The sequence below is a fragment of the Pedobacter lithocola genome, assembly GCF_042650845.1.
In the GTDB taxonomy this organism is placed as follows: Bacteria; Bacteroidota; Bacteroidia; order Sphingobacteriales; family Sphingobacteriaceae; genus Pedobacter; species Pedobacter lithocola.
Genome location: NZ_JBHSBW010000013.1, coordinates 823,630 through 845,236 on the forward strand (window position 1 = coordinate 823,630; position 21,607 = coordinate 845,236).

Consider the following 21,607-nt stretch of genomic DNA (forward strand, 5'->3'; position numbering starts at 1 on the left):
TGGTTTATGTTGGCGTTAAATGCACACGCGGCATGTTTTCTCTAGCGGGGCGGTTGGATAAATCATAATATTCATTCAGGCCGTAAGGGTAAAACTTATCTGGCCAGAATTAAGATCATAGCAACGCCAGTACTTCAGTTGGCAGGCCCTTTGACTGACCGCATGCGGAAAAAAAAGATAATTGTTCCATATTGTTAATCATTTAAAATTCCTGCCACCGTGGAAGGCTTCCTTGGTTTCTATGTTTCGCACCTGAGATCTTTTATTTTCAGTTGCAGAATATGGTGGAGATTTTTCATCCGAGCGGGAAAGGGTAAGAATTGGCAACTCGTCTTCTTCGGCTTTTGTGGTTATTCCTTTCAACAGCTTGGTAAAATCAAAACATTTGGAAACAATTACGTTAACCACTCCACCTTCCTTTTGCACCTTTCCCTCAACCATTAGTAGCTTGGAATGCAGGATTTCCTTACGGTAGGTTTCAAAGAGCTTTTCAAATACCACAAGATTTGAAAACCCGGTTTCATCTTCGATAGAAATAAAACATACTCCTCCTGCAGTTCCCGGGCGCTGGCGAACAATCACAAGGCCCGCAACCTTAGCCATCCTTCCATCTTGGGTATCCCTGATTTCCTGGGAAGATTTCACGTTGAACATTTTGAGTTTCTCTCTTACCAGACTCACCGGATGTGCTTTAAGTGATAATGCGGTGGAGGCATAATCCTGAACAACATGTTCTCCCTTGCTCATTAATGGCAGCTCTATCTGTTGTTCTTTTTCAGATTCAGAATGCAGTCCTTCAAACAGCGCAACCGGCCTATCCTTCAGTGCGGAAACTTCCCAAAGCGCCTGCCTGCGGTCCATTCCCATCGAACGAAAAGCATCTGCATCGGCGAGTCTTTCCAGTGCACCCATCGAAACTCCTGCATCCAACAGTGAATGCAAGTTACGATAGCCCGTCTTTCTGCTCAACACCAATGCTTCGATGTCATCTTCTCGAATGCCGCTGATTTGCCTAAATCCCAAACGTAAGGCGCAATACTTTCCTGATTTTTCCTGTAAGGTATTATCCCAAAAGGAAACGTTTACATCTATCTCCCGTACTTCTACGCCGTGGTTTCTGGCATCGATTACAAGCTGTGCAGGCTGATAGAAGCCCATAGGCATGGAGTTCAGGATTGCACAGGCAAATACATCGGGATAATAACATTTCAGCCAGCAGGATACATAAACAAGGAGTGCAAAACTAGCTGCATGACTTTCAGGAAATCCATAGGAACCAAATCCTTCGAGCTGCCTGAATACCCGTTTTGCAAATTCTTCTGTATAGCCCCTCGAGGTCATTCCATCAACCAGTTTCTTTTCAAACCGGGTTACCATCCCGTGAACTTTAAAGGTGGCCATGCTTCTACGAAGTTCATCCGCTTCGGCTGGAGTAAAGCCGGCGGCAACGATGGCTATCTTCATTGCCTGTTCCTGAAATAGTGGAACGCCAAGCGTTTTACCTAAAATATCTTCCAATTCCTTCGACGGATATTCTACTAACTCTTCGCCATTTCGTCGCCTTAAATAAGGGTGCACCATATCGCCTTGAATTGGTCCGGGACGGACGATGGCTACCTCAATAACCAGGTCATAAAAACAGTTTGGACGCAACCTTGGTAACATCTGCTGCTGCGCCCGGCTTTCGATCTGGAAAACGCCAATGGTATCGGCCGCACTGATCATTTCATAAACCTTTGGGTCATCTTCTTTATTGATACTGGCAAGGGTGAGGTTCAGGTCATAATGTTTTTTCGCCAAATCAAATCCTTTACGAATGCAGGTTAGCATGCCCAGGGCGAGTACATCAATCTTTAGAAAGCCGAGCGCATCGATGTCGTCCTTGTTCCACTCAATATTGGTACGGTCTTCCATACGGGCATGGAAAATTGGGCAGAGGTCGGTGAGCTTACCCCTTGTAATCACAAAACCTCCGGTATGCTGGCCGAGCTGACGAGGAAAGCCCATCATCTGGCGGGTCAGGTCTAGTACTTTTATCAGGAGTGGATCCCTGGGATTCAATCCCTGCTCAGTTACGCGATTACTTTCAAACCATTCATCGGTAAATTCCCAAATGGAGGCCGACAATCTGTCGATCGTATCAGTAGACAAACCCATTGCTTTGCCTACATCCCGAAGTGCTCCCTTTTGGTGGAGCTGGGTAACCGTGGCAACGATAGCTGCCCGGTCTCTTCCATATTTATTGTAGATGTACTGGATGACCTCCTCTCTGCGTTCGTGTTCAAAATCCACATCGATATCAGGTGGTTCATTACGGGCTGAGGAAATAAATCGCTCAAAGAGCAGATCGAATTTTGTCGGATCGACCGAGGTAATGCCGAGGCAGTAACAGATGGTGGAGTTAGCCGCAGAGCCACGACCCTGACATAAAATCTTTTGTTCCCTGGCGAATTTGACAATATCATAAACGGTGAGGAAATAAGAGGCGTAGTTCATTTCTCTTACGAATTTCATTTCGTGGTTGATGTTATTGATTACCTTTTCTGGCAGAGGATTACCGAACATTTCTTCTGCGCCTTTCCAAGTCAGAAATTCGAGTTCATCTTGCGGCTCGCGGTCGCCAGAAAGGATTTCCTCTGGATATACATATTCTAAAGCATCTAATGTAAACTGGCATTTTTCGGCAATGATTAAGGTGTTTTCAATAGCCTTTGGATAAGGGCGGAAGAGCCGCTGCATTTCTTCAATCGGTTTCAGGTGTCTTTCAGCATTCATCATTAGGCGAAAACCCGCATTATGAATGGTGCATTTCTCGCGGACGCAGGTTAAAATATCCTGCAATTCCCTTCTATCTGCATGATGGTAATACACATCATTGGTCGCTACCATAGGCACGTTCAGCTTTTTGCTCAATTCGTCTAGCCTGAACAACCGTTTCTGGTCTTGGCCCTGGTAGCTACGGTTGGCGGCCAGGTATAGTGAAGAACCTAGGTTTTCTTTGTATTCTTTTAAGGCTTGGGGGAAACTGAGTTCAAAATCAAAGCCCTTACCCAAAGCATCAGGTGAAATGGCAATAAAAATAATATCACCTTTATTTGCAAAAACATCAGATTTGTAAAGGTAACATTTACCTTTTTCCGCCCTGAAATTGCCTTCGCTGAGCAAGGCAGAGAGCCTGCCATAGGCTTCCCGGTTGGTGGGATATGCAAGTAGGCTTGGTCCATCCAGCAAATCCAGTCGGCAGGCAGGAATGATTTCAATGTTGTGTTTTCTGGCTGCGCAATGCGCTCGTACGATACCCGCCATGGTGTTCACGTCGGTAATAGCTATCTTGGGGTAGCCGAAAATTGCTGCCTGCTCAATCAGCTCTTCAGGATGGGAGGCGCCTTTTAAAAAACTGAAGTTGGAAGTAACCTGTAGTTCGCAGTAGCCCATAATCTTTTTCTCCTATATCTTTTTTATGCAAAAAATCCGTGCAGGAACCATGCGGAAAGTTCCTCGTGATAGTGACCTGATCTAAACACCCAGTACCGCCTGCCTTTATCATCTTCCAGGATGTAATAATCACGATGTTCACCCGGTTCCATCCACCATTCCCGCTCAATACGTTCCGGGCCGTCCGCTTTTCTAACCAGGTGAAGTTCGTCTTTGTAACGAAAGTTCATGGGCGGGTAATCGGGAATTGGGGCAGTCACCTGAATCGATGCCGGTTTATGGAGCATTTCCATTGGCCGGGGATTTGATTTTTGCCATTTGATTTCCGTTTTTTCTTCTAACGATACCGCTGGGCGGAGGGAGCGTTCGGGCCAGTAGTGCGCCTGTGGTATATATCTTCTAATGGCTTGCGGTCCGACCTTTCCGGCAAGCCTGTCCAGCAGTTGAGCCAGGCTTTGGTCAGCAAGACCAGGTTTTCCGCTCCAAAGTTTTTCCTGTGTGATGTGCACTGGTTCGGTCTTGGTTGCGGTCAATACAAAAAGTTCGATGCCAAGATCTGGTTCTATCTGATCAATCTTAAGCTCAAATAGTTTGGCCAAATGGGGTATCTGATGGGTTGGTTGGTTGGTGCCGATCTTGGTTTCGGTTATGCGGCCGTCCAGCCTGTATCCTTTAAGTTCAGCAGATCTTATCCCCAGTCCTTCTTTTGCCAGTCTTTCACATAGTGCATCGAGTAATTTTTCTACCGCTATTTCAATGCCTGTTTTGGTAGAGATAGGTTCCAGGCAGAAAAGCCTTTCCTCGAATCGTTCTTTAACGATGATGGGCGTAATAGCTTCTTCCTCAGTGCCTAGGGCCTGACCAAGGCGGAGCAGTAATTCCTGTCCAAACCTTCTGCGGAGCATCGAGGCAGGCAGCTGTATGAATTTTCCGATCTTATCGAAACCGAGCTTATTCAGTCTTTGGACAATATGCTGTTCCAGGCGCAAGGCCAATGAAGGCAGATTGAGTAAGGCGTTATATTGCTGACCGGGTTGGATAATAGGAGATTTGCTGCCCAGCCTGGCTATTGCCCAGGAAGTACCAATGGTATCCGAAATAGAACCACGACAATTATAACCGTATTCTTGTAGCTTAGATAAAATCGTTTCCAGATACTTTTCTTCACCGCCTAGTAAATGACTGCAACCACTGGAATCCAGAATGATTCCATCGGGCAAATCAATGGAAACTATAGGTGAATAACGTATGGCCCACTTGGCAATTCTTATCAATAGTTTTTTATTGAAATCCGGCTCGTCATCAAAAGCCAAAATATCCGGCACAAGTGCCTTGGCATCAGCAAGCACCGTTCTAGAAAATATACCTTGTTTTTCTGCTTCCCTGGATGATGCGGTAACCATAATGCGGTTGCTTTGGGACATAGTGAATACATAGACCTTGTCTTTTAGCTCCGGTTTTTTTACAGCCAGATAATCTGCCAGCAAATTAGTGAAATATACAGCTAAGTACCTGCTCATGCAATCAACCCCCTTTCTAGCATTGGTATAGCTTGGGGCTGAGGTTTTGTATCTTGGGTTTCAAACGTTGCGAACCTGTCTTCTGCCCATTCTACGTAGAATCTGCCGCCTTCACCATTTTTTACTTTGCGTAGGTTCACTTCCCATCTTGGGTTGCCAACGCCTGGTATTCCAGCCGATATTTCGGTGGGTTGGGGCGTAATCTGCCATCTTGCGGTACAGGCTGTTGCAGATAAGCTGCGCTTAGGTTCTTTTCGAAGGAGTATTCCGGTGACATGGCTTTTCTCAGTGGCCAGTTGCAGCCTTCTGCTCTGTGCAAAATCAATATCCGGGAGCTCGGCGATTACGCAGGCCAGGCCCTCGCATTTTAGCGCTTCTTCCATAGCCCATAGGATTTCCTTAATGTAGTATAGGTCTAGGAAAATGATTTGCTGGGGGTCAACTCCAAAGGCTTCAAGCGATGGCGGAAAAAGTTTTCGATTTCTGCTGATCCAAAGACAGGAATTTCCATTTTCCATGAGCTTTGCAAGGAGCCCGGCAATAAATCCTTCGCTGGCTGCTGCATCCTCAGGCTGTTCTGCTAAAAATTCATGAATGGTACCTGTTGGGAAAACGTTGTTAGGAAAACATGCCTCGATCGGCCCCAATCCAAAGCCATCACCAGTGGTGATAGGGACAGGTTTGAATCCCTGCGCTGCTGCGATCTGCTGTCTAAGCCGAGTTAATATTTTCTTTTTTTCCTCTATCATCATTAATTTCTTGAGCTACTGGTTTGCTCAAGAATTTAGTAAAAACAAATATATTACTAAAATAGTTAGTATTTATTAACAATATTAGTGTAATTGTTAACATATTCTAGCTTGGTTTTTCCTATAAAAGTTTGAATCCCTATAAAGAAATAAATTAGAAATTTTGGTATTTTATGTAGATATTCACCATAATTCAGATGTGTAACCTTAGGTAAAAAGACTTAAAGCTGTTGAAAAGTCTTACAGTGCTTTAAAAAAAATATCAAACTCTAGTAAGAATCTTTAAACGAATCAATAATCAGTGATACGTCGAGCGTTTGGGATTTTAAAAAGGAATAAACTAAATTCCATAACAACACATCAGTTCCAAGGGGTTGTTCGATTCCGGAACTAATTTATACATCCTTATTAATTTTAAAATAGGAAAGAAGATTGAATTTTCCAGTCAATATTTTACTACCTTGGAACATGTTTTATAAGATGCCTGTTCCGTTCCATTGTTGCAGATGATATACTACAAGAGGAACACTGTTCGGGACTTATAATGCCATAGTACTGATCTCTCAGAGCATGCCTTCCAATGGAAACATTTAATTTCCATAAATTAGACAAACCTATTTTAATATAAGATTTTTAGACTTAATCTTTAGTCTTTTTTATGTAGCATTAATTAACCAATCAGAGCAAGCCATTACTTTGTCAACCTACATTTTCTTGTTGATAAGATTCTATGTTTCTCTCTAGTATCGAAATCATAATATCCAAAATTTCGAGTGTTTTATCCTCGCTAAAACGTTCATTAATAAGAAAATCCGACAACATATTTAATATTCCTAAGCTACCCTTGAATTCATGTAAAGACTTGTCAGGGCTATATGAGATGTCAAAATTAATGGATTGATTTGTCATTTTCTCATTATTAATGATTCGAATATTAAATTAGTAAATCCCCTAAAAATAAATCGAATAATAACAGAATTGTTATATATTTTCTAGGAATATTAATGTACCTAAGAACAATCAGCATATACGCTATAGGCTGAAACCATTCGAGTAGTCAACTTAAATCTTGCTTTAAAAATTATTTGCAAGGGTTAACGAATTTGTTTTATATTTCAATAGAAGCAGGATATCGATGAAATGATACTGAATCTTTCAGTAATTTATGTTGAAAACACAGATAACGTTGAGGCAGCATCTTGTGAGCTCTTACAGATGGAGGGTGTAAAGTTAAAAAATGCAGACTTTAGCAGACTATTACCGGATAATTACGAGGAAGCGAAAAAAAAGGACTGTACCATTATTGATTTCAACAAAATATATTAGGACCGTTTAGGCTACACTTATCTGATTATATAGGTGCAGGCAACCAACCAATTAACCCTAAAGTTGGTTTATTGAAACGTACAGATTAATACAGTTAAAGTTAACGGTCTGGTTTGCCACTGCTCTGGATATATTCTATTTTTTCTTTCCCAGCTATGTTTTCCTTACACGCAACACCCAAAGCGGCTGGCCATATTCTGCTAAAAATGGATTTTAATAGTGAACAAAACTTTCCCTCTTTTGCAAGGTTATAGGATTATGCAGATTCCATTTCAGTCATCAGAGCAAAAGCGTAAGAACAGTCTATATCCCTATCAGGAAAACGATATCGAGGTGCTTTTTGAAAAACTCAGCAACGGTGGTAATAACCACCGCGTGCTTTACCAGCTGGCCACAGGTGGAGGCAAGACCGTTATCTTTTCTGAAATCGCAAATCGATATACACAAAAGTACAAGAAAAGGGTTATTGTACTTACCCATAGGCATGAATTATGTAAGCAGACTTCCAATGCACTTAAAGTCACAGGTGTAAATAATAAAATGATCAACAGTGCTGTTAAACGCATTGCTAAGAAAGAGTTATATGAGTGTTATGTTGCCATGGTCGAAACCCTAAAGAATCGCATAAACGATGGCCTTATTGGCACGGAAAATGTAGGTCTTGTCATTATAGATGAAGCCCACCACAATTCCTTTCATAAACTTCTTGGTAAATTTCCAAATGCATCGGTAATCGGGGTAACCGCAACGCCTTTTTCGGCAGATGTAAACCTACCTATGAAGCAGTTTTATCATGAACTTGTGATTGGTGAACCAATCGGCGCTCTTATTGAGCAGGGATTTTTGGCAAAGCCACATACGTACGGTTACGATGTGGAACTTAATACCTTAACCAGAGGTATAAATGGAGACTTTACGGTAAGAAGTTCAGACGAACTTTATGCTTCCGAAGTAATGCTCGAGCTTTTACTCCATGCCTACAAGGAGCACTCGTTAGGTAAAAAGACTTTGATATTCAACAATGGGATATTTACTTCCCGAAAAGTTTTTGAACTTTTTTCAGCTGCCGGTCTTCCCATTCGCCATCTCGATAATAAAACGGATGCAGCATCACGTGTGGAAATATTGAAATGGTTCAAAAAATCAAAAGGCGCAATACTAACATCCGTATCCATTCTTACTACTGGTTTTGATGAACCATCAGTCCAATCAGTGATTCTCAATCGTGCAACGACCTCTCTTACCCTTTATCATCAAATGATTGGTAGAGGAGCAAGAAAGTTACCTGGCAAGAAAAAATTTAATATCATAGACCTTGGTAATAATACCGAAAGATTTGGAGAATGGGATGAACCAATTGACTGGAAACATGTTTTCGAAAATCCTGAGATCTATCACCATACTTTAAACAAATCTGTGGAGGATATTCATCAGATGCCCGCAGAAATGCGAACCAGGTTTTCTAACAGTAAAGAAATATCATTCGATGTACTTTCGGCCCATCAGGCAGCAATTGAGAATGGAAAGAAGGCAAAAACAGTGCTCAGGGATTCGATACATCAACACGCTCTGATGTGCGCCAACAATGCGGATTCGGTATGTACGGCCATGGAACTGTTTGAGGTGCTGGATAAGGAAATTAATTGGCGGATAAAACAATATGGAAAATGTATTGGAACGGTAAGCAAAAACTACATAAAATGGCTTGGGGAGGATTATCGTGTACGGGTTAAGGTTCTAATCGAAAAAATTATGTCAAGACGGGCCCTGATGCGCACCGCAGTTTAGACAATATATATTGGCGGTTAGAAAAAAGTAAACTAATTATGTGAAGCCTGCGGGCGTATTGATAAGGAGAAATCAGTTTGATTGTTAACTATACAGAAAATGGTTGGGAAATAATAACCCAACGTACTCATGGCCTTTTGGCAGGCCAAATCTGCGCTAGGTGGAAAATTTCAGATCAACCCTCTAGGTGGGTAGAAACCCTTATCGCCACAACGGAACATGATGACGTTTTCAATGAGTTTCAGCTTGGTCCTTTGCTTACCGGTAATGGAGGTCCTGTGGACTTTAAAATGACCTCTTTTAACGAGGATGCATGTAGGAAGATGATTGAGATGGCTTTGAGCAAAAGCCGCTTCATCGCACTGCTATTTTTAAGGCACATTAATTTTACCCATGGAAACGATCCGAGAGCAAAAAGATATCTTGGAGAACTGAAAAAACTGGAAAGTAAATGGATAAAAGATGCCTGTAGCAGTAATCAAGAAATTGACAGCGCATATGAGCTGCTGGAATTCTGCGATGCTTTTTCACTCCTTATCTGCCAGGACCAGGTTCCGCCAGAAAAGCGGCAATTGGAAATCAGTCGGGGACCAAATGGTGCATCCTATCAGTTTTTTCAAAAAGAAGATCGTCTGATTGTAACACCCTGGCCTTTTGAAACTAAAAGTTTTGAGGTAATGTACGAGTGCCGAACACTGACAGATATCACCTTTAAAAGTGAAACTGAATTTAAAGATTCGCTACGAAATGCAAAAATTGAACAAAAAAAAATTAGCATCGCCGCAACTTAACGGCATTGAAATTAGTAAAAGGATTGAAATGTTCCAGGTATTTGCACCTGAAAAAAATTGAAGATGGATTCTAAAGCTTAACAAATATGCAAACTAACAGTAAAGGGGCTGAATTTAATGCAGCCGACAGGCAACAATTTAACGATGGCCTAATAGAAACAAGGTGGACTGAAAGTGGAGAACCTTATTATGTGATCCGTGATGGTCTTGATCTCGAGGAATTCGCCAGACTTGCCAAAGCGCATCTGGAAGATAAAAAGGATATTGCTCACGATTTCAGCTCAAAGGTAATCAACGAATCCGGGGATATGGAGGTGCCGTTCGAATATAAATCTGGTTGGTTCCTTGAAGGGCTTACCGAAGATGGAATTTAACGGTGATGGAAAATCAAGTATATTTTGCCCCGATACGCAAACAATTAATTTGTTGTAAATTCTATTTGTATTAACAATATTGATTCGGCAAAATGGAGTAGATTGATTGTTTTTAAAGAGACTACAAATTCGAGGCAGCGGGGCGCTTTTAAGGCTTCTAACTGCTTAATCCAGCAAGGTTTATTATTGTACTTTACCTGAATGCACAGCAAAGTTAAAACCATTCATTCTTATAATTGATAGATTACTTGGAATGTGTAAAGAAAAATATTTAAATGGTTTAAATAAAAGAATATGTTGTCTCAATATATATCTAATTTATTCCCTGTGGGATTTCAACTATAAATGATGTTCCAGCTCCCTGATCACCTACAACTTTTATCTCGCCCTGATGCAAATCAATAATTTCCCGGCAGAGATAAAGACCGATTCCGAAGCCTGCAATTGATCCAGTCTGGGGATTTTGCACCCTATGGTAACGTTCAAATATCTTTTCCTGGTCTTCTTTTGCAATCCCCACTCCTTCATCGCGTACAGAAAACTGTATTTGATTAGCTTGTTTTTGCTGACAAGAAATTGTTATTGTTGTTCCCATTGGCGAATATTTAACTGCATTTCCCACCAAATTCTGGAAAACCTGTGTGATTTTCTCCCGGTCCGCCATCACTGTCAGCTCATCTGTAGGTTCAAATACAATGATGTGGGTGTGTATTGTTGAAAGCATTTCTTCTTCCAGCTCTGCAAAGAGTTTCTTGATATTAATTTCTGATTTTTCGAGCAACATTCTTCCGGAATCCAGCCTCGATATATTCAGGAAACCATTAATCATATTGTTCATGTTACCAACCTGTTTCACTGATTTGGCAAGAATGCTTTGCTGGGTAGTGTTTTCACTGAGCGATGAATAGCGTTGAAGTACCTGAAGATAGCCATTAAGGGAAGTTAATGGCGTTTTAAGTTCATGGCTCACCATGCTCATGAAGTCATCTTTTCGCTGTTCATCTTTCTTCTGCTTGGTGATATCCCTTAAAGTGCCGTTGAGGCTCAATGCCTTTCCGTCGGAACCATAAAACACCTTGCCCCGTGCCTGTACCAATCGTCCTTTTTTCTCTTGGGCGTAGTTTATTCGATATTCAATAAAGTATTGTCCGTTTGACCCAGGACGAAGAGATTCATATATAGCATCCATAACCCGCTCCCTGTCTTCATCATGGATAGAACTTAATGCTAAGGAAAGATCCAGTTGCTCCTCGGCCGTAAGCCCAAACCATGATTTGAGCAAAGCGTTGCCGGAGAAAAGGTTGCTCTTGGGTTCGTAATAAAACGTTGCCAGCTCACCCGCATCAATTGCCATTGCGAGCATTTGTTGGTCTTTCTCACCTCGGCGCCTGTCGAGAACCTGTTGGGTAATTTCTTCTAGAATGACCAGTACACCGGTTATTTCTCCTGCAGAAATAATGGGCTGATAGATTGAGTTTACTATTGCCTCCCTCAGTCCGCCTTCATGATGTAGTTTTACCAGAAATTCTTTGTTAATCTTAGCCTCACCAGTTGAGAAAACATTTCTCAGCCATGTATTTACCGGCTGCCCTTTGAGTTCTGGTCTTGCCATCTCATGTGGTTTACCTAAGACTTCATCTGCAATACGACCCCAGATTTTAAGGATAGCCGGATTGGCGATTTCAATGATGTGCTCTGACCCCTGTAAAACTGCTATACCCACGGGTGCCTGCTCGATAATGGTACGAACATGTTCCCGGCTCTCTTCCAGTAGTTTAAGCGAAGAGTTAAGTTCTTCATTTGTAGAAGTCAGCTCTTCAACTGTAGCGGCCATTTCTTCAATATGGGCTTGTTCTTTTTCTTCTTTTTGCTGAATCTGCTCTAAGTATGCTCTTCTTGATGTAACCTCTTTAGCAGTATTTAATATGCACCAGGTTTGCCCATCCGGACTTACTAATGGTCGGTATTCATAATCAAAGTAGTCAGTTGTCCGTATCCCATTCTTTATCAGTTGCGCTGGAGCATCTGTTACAGAGTAGGTTACCCCCGAACGCCAGACCTGTTGTAGAATCGGGAGAAACGGTTGCCCCTCCAGTTCCGGAATAGCCTCAATAAGCGTTTTTCCTATTACCGTCACATCCTTCCCCCATAGTGCCAGCATGCCATCATTTGCAAACCGAATTACCATATCTTCACTACTGTAAATAGCAGTGGGCTCCGGAGAAAACTGAAGTGCTTGCATGATCAGTTTTTCAGTGAAATTAAAGTCTTGGGATCTTTGGTCGGTATTCATCAATAATCCAAAGGTATGCAAATTGAGATAAAAAATATGATGCACATCTAACCATATCTGGCAATTCCTGATCTTATTTATTCGCATGCTGAAATGCCGTGTAGCTACTTTAGAGCTCTTAGAATGTATTCATGTTTATATTTATCTATTACCAGTCACTGGAAGGCACTATCTGCTATTGCAACCTTACACCTTTTTGATCGGGCGAGAAAATGAGAAGTTAAAGAAAACGTTTGTTGCTTATTTTAAGAGGATACTAACAAAAGGATACCGTTTAAACACAACAAATTTAGAAAATCAACAGATGGTATTGAATGAGAATAAATATTAGTTTTATATAAAGCGATTAACATAAGATTAGGTGTTTAAAATATAAAAATTCTTATTAATAATATTCATATTGCAGCATGGAAGGAATATTCGATTGGAGCAGGATACTTTATAATGATCTACCCCTTGCTTTCTTATTGGAGGTGGTGATGCGATCTGTGGTAATGTTCCTGGTTATACTGTTAACCCTAAGGGCATCCGGTAAGAGAGGTGTCAAACAATTATCGGTTTTTGAACTGGTGCTGATAATTGGACTTGGTTCTGCAGCAGGAGATCCGATGTTTTATGAAGATGTGGCTATTTTACCTGCAATAACGGTTTTTCTTGTGATAATTTTGATGTATATGGGTATAACCCGGTTGACCGACCGCTTTAGTTGGTTTGAGCGGATAATGGAAGGTAAACCAGTATATGTTATCCAATCTGGAAAAATATTGCTTAATGGCCTTAACAGTACGGGCTTAAGCCAAGAAGAAGTTTTTGCTGAATTAAGGGTTCTAAATGTAGAGCACCTGGGCCAGGTTCGATCGGTGTTGGTTGAAACATCAGGTAACCTTAGCGTTCTTTTTTTTGAAGATGAAATGGTACGTCCGGGGCTACCGATATATCACGATCAACAAAAAATATCTAATGATGAAAAACATTGTTGCTGTTCAAAATGTGGCGAAATTAATTTGTCTTCTAACAATATAACTCAGTGTCCTTCTTGCCAGGGTGAAGAGTGGTTTAAAGCCCTTACAACTAAAAGAATTAGATAGAGGATAGCTAAAGAATTTATCCAGATAAATCTATATTGATAAGCAGTTACTCCTCGCAATAGAAATAAATATTTGAATCGTAAGACATTATTATCAAATATGCACAATCCACTTATTTGACAATTGTTGCATCAATTATTAATTATTTGTATTGCTTTTTAAATAATCTTTCATCATAAAATTATTATTGACAAGAGGAATTAAATTGAAAGCGTTTAACACAAATAATAATCCAACTATTAAACTGGTCGTTTTGTAGCTACCTTCGAAAATACTTTTGAATATATCCCTGTAGCAAATTGACCAACCCGGTAATAACACTTCATTGCCAGTGCTGATGATACCATTTCCTTCATTTGATGGATGACAGCAGTCAAAATTGAATATTACTTAAATACCCTCCAGGATTACAATTAGTGGCATGTATTAATAATGCAAAATACCACTCTTACTAGAAAGCTGGTCTGCTCCCTTTCGCTAAATCCATTCAAAATAGATTTTACCCCGAGCGAAACTAAAATAGAAATCCTGGAGATAGTTTACCAATCTGGTTTTGATTTACTTATACCTTAATTACAATAATAGATGTGTTCTAATTTGGTTGCTGAATTGATAATAGCTTATATGGACTAGTAATGGATAGCAGGTTTGAAGGAGATTTTCAAAACAACCTTTACAGCTATGTTGTTATCAAACTGGTCTAATTCTCGAAGATAGTTTTAGGGGCAATATCCTCAGTATAGCTCAAGCCCACCTTAGTAGTTCACATATGGCACACATAAAAAAAATAGCATTTAAGGCTTTAAAATGGTTAGGGATTTTTGTAGCATTTATTTTATTGCTGATGTTCCTTATTCCTTTGCTGTTTCCTGGAACGATCTCAAAACAAGTAAAAGTTTTTGCCAATAAGCACCTGGCAGGAAAACTCGATTATAAAAAGACCCACCTTACGTTTTTTAGGCATTTTCCCTCTCTTACGGTATCTGTTGATGATTTGATTCTTTATGGTTCCAAACCTTTCATCACTGATACCTTACTCTCGGCTAAGGAAGTGGCTGCCGGTATTAATTTAAAAAGCCTGATTTTCGACGGTGAGGTAAAAATTGATGAGATATATGTAGGGGATGCATATGCTAACATATTTGTAAATAGTAAGGGTGTTGCAAATTATAATGTATATGTATCAGGCCCGGCTAAATCGTCCAAAGACACAACAGAGAAAGGAACTTCAATAAGACTTGACCTAATAAAATTTAGGAATTGGCACATCAAATACAATGATCATTCCGCAAAGATACTCCTTGATGCTCAGGGTCTTGACTACACTGGGAAAGGTGGGTTAAGTGAAGATATTTTTGACCTTAAAACAGACCTTGAAATCAATAAGCTTGATTTTAGTTTGAACGATATATATTATGCTCAACAGAAATTCCTTCATGCTGACCTGATTACAAGGATAAATACCAACGCCCTGACGCTTGTGCTAAGAAAAAATGAGCTAAGAATCAATGATCTCCCCTTAAAATTTAACGGTTGGGTTAGTGTACTTAAAGAGGGTTACGATTTGGATATTAATGCAGCCTCAGAAAACACAACAATTAGTGATATGATCTCTGTTTTGCCGCCTCAATACCTCGATTGGGCGAAAGACACAAAGCTTGAAGGACAGAGCGATTTGTTTTTTACATTGAAAGGTAAGTTTAGCAAACCGAAAAATCTAAAACCCAGGCTTACAGCGAGACTGTTTGTTAAAGATGGCAAAATCTCCAGTAATAAAGCCCCTGTGCCGATGAATAATCTAAATCTAGATTTGAACGTTGACCTGCCTTCCTTAAATCCGGAACAACTCGGCGTCAACCTTAAAACACTGAGTTTCGATCTTGGTGAAAAAAATACATTTCGGGCGGTAGTGAAAACTAAAGGATTAACCGAAATGGATGTGCATGCAGACATAAAAGGAGCACTAAGCCTCAGCATTCTGAATGAAGCACTGGGACTTAAAAATTTTAACATGAAAGGACTTTTAAAAGCCGACCTTAAGGCTAACGGATTGTTCAGTATGGATAAGAAACTATTTCCCAAAACAAATGGATATATGAACTTAAAAAACGGATGGGTGAAGACTTCGTCTTATCCCAACCCAATAAGTAATATTAATCTTGCCGCCAGTGTGAATAATACAGATGGAACTTTTAGCAGCTTAATGGTAAAAATAGATCCCTTTAAGTTTGACTTTGAAGGCAATCCTGTTTTCATTAATGCAGACCTTCAAAATTTTGAAGATTTACTTTATAAAGTACGTGCAAAAGGATTATTAAACATTGGGAAAATCTATCAGGTATTTGCTAAAAAAGGGCTTGATGTGAGCGGATTGGTTAAGGCCGATTTATCTCTTAATGGCCGCCAAAGTTATGCTACAAGCGGTCAATACAGTAAATTGGATAATAAAGGAACATTGGTCCTGAAAAACATTAAAGCAACTACTTCATATCTGCCTAAGACCTTTTATCTAAAGGAGGGTGATTTCGAATTTCAGAACGAAAAGATGTGGTTCAGGAAATTTTATGCAACCTATGGCAAATCCGATTTCTCCTTAAATGGCTATTTGGATAATACGATAAATTACTTTCTCGAACGTAGAGGTTCCCTACATGGAAATTTTGGTTTGCAATCTAATTATATCCTCATCGATGAATTTATGGCTCTGAAAAGCGGAGACAATAATGATAAATCTTTGGATATAAAATATGCAAAAGCAGAAAATCCCAAAAGTAGCGGAGTAGTCATTGTGCCAAAAAACCTGGATGTATCGCTGCGTTTAAATGCGAAAAAAGTAGGGTTTAAAGGGATGACGATTAATCAGATCGGAGGTACGGCATCTCTGAAAAAGGGCCAAATCTATTTGAAAAATACATCATTTGATATTATTGGTAGCAGAATGACTATTGATGCCAGATATCAGGACGAATCACCCCTGACTGCAAATTTTGATGTTGCCTTAAAGGTGCTCGACTTTGATGTACAGCGAGCATACAAAAAAATCGATATGGTTCGTGAGTTGGCAACATCGGCCAAGGATGTAAATGGCATTGTTTCATTGGATTATAAACTCAAAGGTGATTTCGACCAAAATATGATGCCCATTTACCCATCACTCGAAGGAGGAGGCGTGGTAAACCTGCGAGATGTGGAAGTCAAAAATCTGAAAATGCTTTCTGTGATTGGGGATAATGTTGGCGCAAACGCCTTCAATAATCCTGATATGAAGGGGGTAAATATTGAAACGCATATCAAGAACAATCTAATCCATATCGAGGAATTCAAATTCAAAGTCTCCGTTCTTCGGCCTTCCATTAGTGGTACAACAAGTCTAAACGGACTATTAGATATACTTGTTAAGGTTGGTTTACCTCCTGCCGGATGGATAGCTATTCCCGTTGCAGTGATTGGGACTGCGGAAAAACCAAAAATTAAATTTTTTAGCAGAACCGGGCAAGGAATTTTAACGGCTATTTATAACAGAAAAATCAATAAAATAATCCGAGAAGAAAAAAGAGCGAAGGAAAAATCTCCAAACGAACAACGTCAAGAAAAAAGGGTGCAGGAAAATAAGGCAAAAACTGCCGAAAAAACTGTAGATAAAAACCTAAACGATTAAGCAACAGTAATTGGAGAATTTGAAAAGTGACTTTAACGGTTTGATAGATGAATTAGCAAAGAAGGAACCAAAAAAATTTATCGATCATTTAATTTCAAGATTACTAAAGTATACATCATGGGCTACTTCGATGGAAAATTAATCATGTTAATTCTTTTCTAAATGGTATAATCTAGCCAACCTGCATCTTACTAGCCCATGCATGCGCCCCCTGATAGTTTTAATACAGCTTACTTGTAACCGAACTGAACAACAATGCCATAGCATAGCTTAATCTTGATTACCCAAAGCCTATCCAATAAGTTTTTTGATTACTATTTTTTAATATGTGCTTTTGTATCGATTGTGATAAAGTCATCGTCTCGTAGGATACTTTTTAAAGAACCGATATGCGCCACACCAATAATAAGTAACATACGTTTAGCCTGAGTTTCCAGTTGCTTTGTTACAATATTAGAATAGATCTTATAATCTCTGTTTTTGAAAGTTGAAGTTAGCTCTGCCCCGATATATATCAAAATTATTGTATATAAATAATTTAAATTATTGTGTTTTATATAGCTTTTTTTTCTTACCATCCTCCACAGATAAGCCCGCCCAACCGCCTCACCTTAGGTAGTTGGGTATTAAAGCCCCAAGCATCTGAACTAGTGGGTTGCTGAAAATCACCATCAATCTTAATGAAGAATCGTAGAAGTATTGAATTTGAATTAAGAATTTCTTTACCAAGTATGCCAAAATTAAATCGATTTAGAAACGTAATCGAATCCACCACGATATTGTTTTTCTATGTCGGGTATTTGCTTCCAGATTGCATTTGCCTCATTAAGTAGTTTTCGCTTTTCAAATAATAATGCTAAGTCTAAAAGCTTACCATCCTCACTATTTTCTTTATCGTAATTTTTTATTGGCAATTTGAATACCAAAAAGCCGTAAGCCATTGTATCAGTTTCTTTATCAAAACCAAACAATTCTATTAGTTCTGATTCGGTTGGATTATAATCGAAAATAGTTTTCATAACGATCTGTTTGAGGTAATCAAAATTAGTAAAATTTGACGTATGAGATTAGCAAGAATGAGAAAAACTCATTATAAATCATACCTTTAAGAATGATTTATAACTCAAAATTTCCATCTATTATCTTCAAGTTTAATGTTCAGGAAATATTGGTATTGAATTTAATTTCGAAGGATTAACAAATCAGGAGATTGGAGATAAAATTTTTAAAAGCAGACGCACGATTGAAGGAGTTCGAATGATGTTGATATCGAAAAGCGAAGCGAAAAATACCGCAGCTCTAATAGCGTTCGGTTTTAGGTCTGGGATATTAGTTTAATTTGTCATCTCAACTAAACTTCTCACTTTATCTAGCAGTCTGTTAATATCAAAAGGTTTTTCAAGATAACTATCGGCCAAGCAGGCGTGTTCAATCTCATTTCTTGATACATTTGCACTCATCATCAATACAGGAACATTTTTATTAACGCTCTTCAAATCCCTGCATACATCAATACCATTTCCATCAGGGAGCATAACATCCAAAATATAAAGGTCAGGCGGTGATCCCTCTCTGTTTACAAATTGTTTTACCGATTCATAACTTGCTATCTCGTAATCCTCCAAGGATAAAATTAGATGCATAACCTCTCTTATTCCTTCATCATCCTCCAAAACCACTATAATCTTTCCCATAATCAAAACATCGTTCGTGTAGTTATACAATGTTTATTATTGAACAATTGTTTTGTAATTCGTATGGTGACGAGCTAATTCCATACATCAAACTCTTTCCCGGGCAATACATCAAACTTATGGATAAGCTCACCTTGATAATAAAACATATATGCACCTAAAGTTTGTATTTAAAAAACAAAACGAAAAAAATTTCCTTCTTCGACTAAACCAAGTTTTTATCAAATACTTGGTGTTTTGATCATTAAGCCTAAAGAGTTTTATATCATCAATATTAGTTTCCGTTGCTGTTATGCTTGATTTAACATATAGGTCAAACTTCATACTGTACTACCATTCAACTTTGTTTTTCAGCACTTTTTCAAATTTTACAACCGCCTAATAATCGTAAAAGGTCGAACTTCCGCGGATTGGCTCTACCGAATCGGCGAAAGAGGCATAATTCAGATTTAATTCTGGTATGCCTCTTTCTTTTTTAAGGATAATATGCTGAAAATGAGCGATATACAAAAACACTAAATTTATTTCACTGGTTCGAACTTTATCATTTTTCTTATCATAACTCATACCCCTAGGGAACAGTAATGCTTGCAGTTGTTGCTTAGTATGGTAGTCACCAGAAAGCCAGTTTAAAGGTAGCTGAGCAGCATATTCTATTGCCAACCGAACACATTTTACGAGGTTCGAACTTTTATTTGAGAGGATGAGTAAATTACGCTCTATTTCCGTTTTTTCCTCCGAATATTTATCATGATATTTTTTGTAGAGTTCCTGACTTAGGTCTTCTTCTATGTATCTTTCTTCTAATCGTTCTACTTTCCTCTTTACTTCTCTGTGGCTGTTTTCCAATTCCAAAAGATCGGCTTCCTTGTTTTGAGTAAGCTGATTGAAAGTTGCAGCAACCTGCTCAACCAATAACTCTATGTATTCCCTGGCGACGTCAATTTTAAAAAAATCAAGTATGTTAGCAAATGTTGAATTTAGGGATTCTGCATTTTTATTGTTGCAGCAGGCTTTGGTTTTACACTTATAATAGTGAATATTTTTTTTACGTGCGAGATAACCGCTTAGTGGCTTTCCGCAACTAGCGCATATCATGAACCGCTTAAGCGGTAGGTGGACATTTTCTTCATTGAGCGAAAATCCATTGTATCTTTGATCGAGTATACCGTTAACCTTTAGAAAAAGCTCCCTGCTGACCAATTTCTCATGATTTCCCACAACTACCTGGCCCTCCAGCATATTGTGTACCATCAGGCCACAATAAAAAGGATTTCTAAAGATCTCAGAGATACGTTGATGGATTAACTTTAGGCCCCTGACAGCCAATCGATCACGAATAACCTCATTCGAGACGTTTTCGTAAGCCTTCCATTCAAATGCCTGACGAATAAGCCTGCCCTTAGCATTTATAACAATCTGCCTTTTATTCTTTGACCTATCAATCTCGAATCCTAATGGTGGGCTAGTCGGCCAGTCGCCACGGAGCAACATTTCTTTTATCCCGGCACTACACTTTTGCTTTCTCAACTGATTATCAAATTCACCAAATAAGAAAAGTAATTTTTGTTGCATCTGACCTGAAGCACTCGATGTATCAATAGGTTGAGTAACAGAAATAATTTCTATTCCCAAACGCCTCAGCTCGCCACTAAGCCAGATTGAATTGTCATTTCTTGAAAACCTTTCCAGGCTGTAAACCAATATTAAGCTGAAACTGTCCGTTTGATCCCGCTACGGTAATTGTCACATCGTTTCCCATTACCTGCGCAGCGACCATAGTAACAGCCTCGTTCTGCGTCGGGTTGACTTTACCGGGCATAATGGATGACCCCGGCTCGTTTTCCGGCAAATGCAATTCCCCAATGCTGCACCGGGGGCCGGAAGCCAGCATTCTTATGTTATTGGCTATATGCATTAGTGAGACCGCAATCTGTTTTAATGCGCCATGGCTTTCCACAATAGCGTCATGAGCCGATAGCGCCTCAAATTTATTGTCCGCTGTCCGGAACGGTAAACCGGTAAAATCGGCGATATATTTTGCAACGGCAACATCATAGCCGGCAGGCGTATTCATTCCTGTACCAACGGCTGTACCGCCAAGGGCCAGTTCAGAAAGATGATCCAAAGTATGGCGCAAAGCTTTTAACCCATGGTCCAGTTGTGAAACATAGCCGGATATTTCCTGCCCGAGTGTTAAGGGCGTTGCATCCATGAGGTGGGTTCGGCCAATCTTAACCACGTTTTTGAAGTTTTCTGATTTTATCCTTAAGGTATCCCTGAGTTTTTCAATACCGGGAATAGTGAAATCCACCAATATCTTATAGGCTGCAATGTGCATAGCCGTTGGAAAAGTATCATTTGAGGACTGTGATTTGTTTACATCATCATTTGGGTGAACATACAGTTTACCTTCGCCCATTTTATTACCCTGCAGCGCATGGATACGGTTAGAGATGACTTCGTTTGCATTCATGTTCGACTGGGTTCCGGATCCCGTTTGCCAGATCACCAGCGGGAATTCCCCGAACAGCTTTCCGTCTATGATCTCATCACATACCTTTGCGATCAGATCCCTTTTATCTTCGGGCAGAACATTCAGATCTTTATTAGCAAAAGCAGCTGCTTTTTTCAAGAAACCAAAAGCCTCAATAATCTCTTCGGGCATGGATGCATTGGGCCCGATCTTAAAATTATTTCTTGAGCGCTCAGTCTGCGCTCCCCAGTAACGGTTTTTAGGCACCTGAACTTCCCCCATGCTGTCGTGTTCGGTTCTTGTTGCAGAAAGTCCAGTGTGACTTATTTCTTTTAAGATAGACATATTGATTTATTGAAATAGGCGTTTAAGTGATAATCATTTTATATGTGTGAGGTGGTTTTTTGATCATTCT

13 protein-coding genes and 1 pseudogene are annotated in these 21,607 nt (G+C 39.7%); 5 read left to right on the top strand and 9 right to left on the bottom strand.

Features of this window, described 5'->3' with window-relative positions; translation table 11 throughout:
* Positions 1 to 198: 198 nt before the first annotated feature.
* Genes ACFOWA_RS17685 through ACFOWA_RS17695 form a run of 3 tightly spaced genes read right to left on the bottom strand, consistent with a single transcriptional unit; the run spans position 199 to position 5,707 of the window.
* A complete protein-coding gene (locus ACFOWA_RS17685) occupies positions 199 to 3,435 on the bottom strand; it encodes an error-prone DNA polymerase (protein ID WP_378987694.1) in 3,237 nt (1,078 codons plus the stop codon).
* Between the two features lie 23 nt (positions 3,436 to 3,458).
* Complete coding sequence (locus ACFOWA_RS17690) at positions 3,459 to 4,955, bottom strand: Y-family DNA polymerase (RefSeq protein WP_378987697.1); 1,497 nt, start codon at positions 4,953 to 4,955, stop codon at positions 3,459 to 3,461.
* Positions 4,952 to 5,707 (bottom strand): ImuA family protein, encoded by a 756-nt coding sequence (locus ACFOWA_RS17695; RefSeq protein WP_378987700.1) that lies wholly within the window; start codon positions 5,705 to 5,707, stop codon positions 4,952 to 4,954. The genes ACFOWA_RS17690 and ACFOWA_RS17695 overlap by 4 nt, the downstream gene beginning before the upstream one ends.
* A gap of 1,542 nt (positions 5,708 to 7,249) precedes the next feature.
* Here ACFOWA_RS17695 and ACFOWA_RS17700 point away from each other — a divergent pair.
* The 3 genes from ACFOWA_RS17700 (at position 7,250) to ACFOWA_RS17710 (ending at position 9,983) form a co-directional block, all read left to right on the top strand.
* Positions 7,250 to 8,818, top strand: a complete 1,569-nt coding sequence (locus ACFOWA_RS17700) for a DEAD/DEAH box helicase (RefSeq protein ID WP_378987703.1) — start codon at positions 7,250 to 7,252, stop codon at positions 8,816 to 8,818.
* A gap of 77 nt (positions 8,819 to 8,895) precedes the next feature.
* Positions 8,896 to 9,609, top strand: a complete 714-nt coding sequence (locus tag ACFOWA_RS17705) for a DUF3891 family protein (RefSeq protein ID WP_378987706.1) — start codon at positions 8,896 to 8,898, stop codon at positions 9,607 to 9,609.
* An 86-nt stretch (positions 9,610 to 9,695) separates the two neighbouring features.
* Positions 9,696 to 9,983 carry a hypothetical protein gene (locus tag ACFOWA_RS17710; RefSeq protein ID WP_378987709.1) on the top strand — a complete coding sequence of 96 codons (288 nt, stop codon included), beginning with the start codon at positions 9,696 to 9,698 and terminating at the stop codon, positions 9,981 to 9,983.
* 313 nt (positions 9,984 to 10,296) lie between these two features.
* Here the strand turns inward: ACFOWA_RS17710 and ACFOWA_RS17715 are convergent, their stop codons facing one another.
* A complete protein-coding gene (locus ACFOWA_RS17715; RefSeq protein ID WP_378987755.1) occupies positions 10,297 to 12,276 on the bottom strand; it encodes an ATP-binding protein in 1,980 nt (659 codons plus the stop codon).
* A 407-nt stretch (positions 12,277 to 12,683) separates the two neighbouring features.
* Here ACFOWA_RS17715 and ACFOWA_RS17720 point away from each other — a divergent pair, with 407 nt between their 5' ends.
* Both ACFOWA_RS17720 and ACFOWA_RS17725 read left to right on the top strand, forming a co-directional pair.
* Positions 12,684 to 13,364 carry a DUF421 domain-containing protein gene (locus ACFOWA_RS17720; protein WP_378987712.1) on the top strand — a complete coding sequence of 227 codons (681 nt, stop codon included), beginning with the start codon at positions 12,684 to 12,686 and terminating at the stop codon, positions 13,362 to 13,364.
* Positions 13,365 to 14,133: 769 nt separating this feature from the next.
* The gene (locus tag ACFOWA_RS17725; protein ID WP_378987715.1) at positions 14,134 to 17,022 is read left to right on the top strand and encodes an AsmA-like C-terminal region-containing protein; all 2,889 of its coding nucleotides are present in this window, start codon (positions 14,134 to 14,136) and stop codon (positions 17,020 to 17,022) included.
* A gap of 314 nt (positions 17,023 to 17,336) precedes the next feature.
* Here the strand turns inward: ACFOWA_RS17725 and ACFOWA_RS17730 are convergent, their stop codons facing one another.
* The 5 genes and pseudogenes from ACFOWA_RS17730 to ACFOWA_RS17750 form a co-directional block, all read right to left on the bottom strand.
* A complete protein-coding gene (locus ACFOWA_RS17730; protein WP_378987718.1) occupies positions 17,337 to 17,600 on the bottom strand; it encodes a DUF5694 domain-containing protein in 264 nt (87 codons plus the stop codon).
* A 162-nt stretch (positions 17,601 to 17,762) separates the two neighbouring features.
* Positions 17,763 to 18,041, bottom strand: coding sequence for a hypothetical protein (locus ACFOWA_RS17735; protein ID WP_378987721.1), 279 nt, complete (start codon positions 18,039 to 18,041; stop codon positions 17,763 to 17,765).
* 315 nt (positions 18,042 to 18,356) lie between these two features.
* Positions 18,357 to 18,716 carry a response regulator transcription factor gene (locus ACFOWA_RS17740; protein ID WP_378987724.1) on the bottom strand — a complete coding sequence of 120 codons (360 nt, stop codon included), beginning with the start codon at positions 18,714 to 18,716 and terminating at the stop codon, positions 18,357 to 18,359.
* 378 nt (positions 18,717 to 19,094) lie between these two features.
* Positions 19,095 to 20,420 carry a recombinase family protein gene (locus tag ACFOWA_RS17745; RefSeq protein ID WP_378987726.1) on the bottom strand — a complete coding sequence of 442 codons (1,326 nt, stop codon included), beginning with the start codon at positions 20,418 to 20,420 and terminating at the stop codon, positions 19,095 to 19,097.
* Positions 20,419 to 21,537, bottom strand: a pseudogene (locus tag ACFOWA_RS17750) (class II fumarate hydratase); the annotation flags it as partial. The gene ACFOWA_RS17745 and the pseudogene ACFOWA_RS17750, both read right to left, overlap by 2 nt.
* Positions 21,538 to 21,607: the final 70 nt, after the last annotated feature.

Excerpts from the sequence above, each read along its gene's own strand:
- ACFOWA_RS17720 (WP_378987712.1), top strand. The coding sequence starts at position 12,684 with ATGGAAGGAATATTCGATTGGAGCAGGATACTTTATAATGATCTACCC.
- ACFOWA_RS17715 (WP_378987755.1), bottom strand. The coding sequence starts at position 12,276 with ATGAATACCGACCAAAGATCCCAAGACTTTAATTTCACTGAAAAACTG.
- ACFOWA_RS17685 (WP_378987694.1), bottom strand. The coding sequence starts at position 3,435 with ATGGGCTACTGCGAACTACAGGTTACTTCCAACTTCAGTTTTTTAAAA.
- ACFOWA_RS17740 (WP_378987724.1), bottom strand. The coding sequence starts at position 18,716 with ATGGGAAAGATTATAGTGGTTTTGGAGGATGATGAAGGAATAAGAGAG.
- ACFOWA_RS17735 (WP_378987721.1), bottom strand. The coding sequence starts at position 18,041 with ATGAAAACTATTTTCGATTATAATCCAACCGAATCAGAACTAATAGAA.
- ACFOWA_RS17730 (WP_378987718.1), bottom strand. The coding sequence starts at position 17,600 with ATGGTAAGAAAAAAAAGCTATATAAAACACAATAATTTAAATTATTTA.
- ACFOWA_RS17690 (WP_378987697.1), bottom strand. The coding sequence starts at position 4,955 with ATGAGCAGGTACTTAGCTGTATATTTCACTAATTTGCTGGCAGATTAT.
- ACFOWA_RS17710 (WP_378987709.1), top strand. The coding sequence starts at position 9,696 with ATGCAAACTAACAGTAAAGGGGCTGAATTTAATGCAGCCGACAGGCAA.
- ACFOWA_RS17725 (WP_378987715.1), top strand. The coding sequence starts at position 14,134 with ATGGCACACATAAAAAAAATAGCATTTAAGGCTTTAAAATGGTTAGGG.
- ACFOWA_RS17695 (WP_378987700.1), bottom strand. The coding sequence starts at position 5,707 with ATGATGATAGAGGAAAAAAAGAAAATATTAACTCGGCTTAGACAGCAG.